This is a genomic window from Cedecea sp. B1(4) (assembly GCF_059414925.1).
In genome coordinates this window covers 1-994 of sequence record NZ_JCAHMZ010000035.1, presented here as the reverse complement: position 1 = coordinate 994, position 994 = coordinate 1, and the positions used below count along the sequence as shown (strand labels likewise).

The following is a 994-nucleotide window of genomic DNA, read 5'->3' as shown; positions in this document are numbered from 1 at the left end:
GGCCTCCATGCGCGCCAGGTCAGCCATTTTCTCGCGCACGTCCTTGAGCTTGTGCTCGGCCAGACTGCTGGCTTCCTCGCAATGGGTGCCATCCTCCAGCCGCAGCAGCTCGGCGATCTCATCCAGGCTGAAGCCCAGCCGCTGGGCTGATTTCACGAAGCGCACCCGCGTTACATCCGCCTCGCCATAGCGGCGGATGCTGCCATAGGGCTTGTCAGGCTCCAGCAACAAGCCCTTGCGCTGATAGAAACGGATGGTCTCCACATTGACCCCGGCCGCCTTGGCGAAAACGCCAATGGTCAGGTTCTCCAAATTGTTTTCCATATCGCTTGACTCCGTACATGAGTACGGAAGTAAGGTTACGCTATCCAATTTCAATTCGAAAGGACAAGCGCATGTCTGAACCAAAAACCGGGCGCGGCGCGCTCTTCACTGGAGGGCTTGCCGCCATCCTCGCCTCGGCTTGCTGCCTCGGGCCGTTGGTTCTGGTCGCCTTGGGGTTCAGCGGCGCTTGGATCGGCAACTTGGCGGTGTTGGAACCCTATCGCCCCATCTTTATCGGCGTGGCGCTGGTGGCGTTGTTCTTCGCCTGGCGGCGCATCTACCGGCAGGCAGCGGCCTGCAAACCGGGTGAGGTCTGCGCGATTCCCCAAGTGCGAGCTACTTACAAGCTCATTTTCTGGATCGTGGCCGCGCTGGTTCTGGTCGCGCTCGGATTTCCCTACGTCATGCCATTTTTCTACTGATCGGAGTTCACCATGAAGAAACTGTTTGCCTCCCTCGCCCTCGCCGCCGTTGTTGCCCCCGTCTGGGCCGCCACCCAGACCGTCACGCTGTCCGTACCGGGCATGACCTGCTCCGCCTGCCCGATCACTGTCAAGAAGGCGATTTCCAAGGTCGAAGGCGTCAGCAAAGTTGACGTGACTTTCGAGACACGCCAAGCGGTCGTCACCTTCGACGATGCCAAGACCAGCGTGCAGAAGCTGACCAAGGC

Annotated in this window: 3 protein-coding genes; 2 read left to right on the top strand and 1 reads right to left on the bottom strand. The window is 60.2% G+C overall.

Annotated elements, in window-relative coordinates:
* Positions 1–324, bottom strand: a 324-nt coding sequence (locus ACR6JA_RS22045) for a MerR family DNA-binding protein (RefSeq protein WP_494599508.1), incomplete at its 3' end; no start/stop codon positions are given.
* A gap of 71 nt (positions 325–395) precedes the next feature.
* Here ACR6JA_RS22045 and merT point away from each other — a divergent pair.
* Complete coding sequence (merT, locus tag ACR6JA_RS22040; protein WP_494599506.1) at positions 396–746, top strand: mercuric ion transporter MerT; 351 nt, start codon at positions 396–398, stop codon at positions 744–746.
* Between the two features lie 12 nt (positions 747–758).
* A partial coding sequence (gene merP / locus ACR6JA_RS22035) for a mercury resistance system periplasmic binding protein MerP (protein ID WP_088352297.1) occupies positions 759–994 on the top strand: 236 nt, incomplete at its 3' end.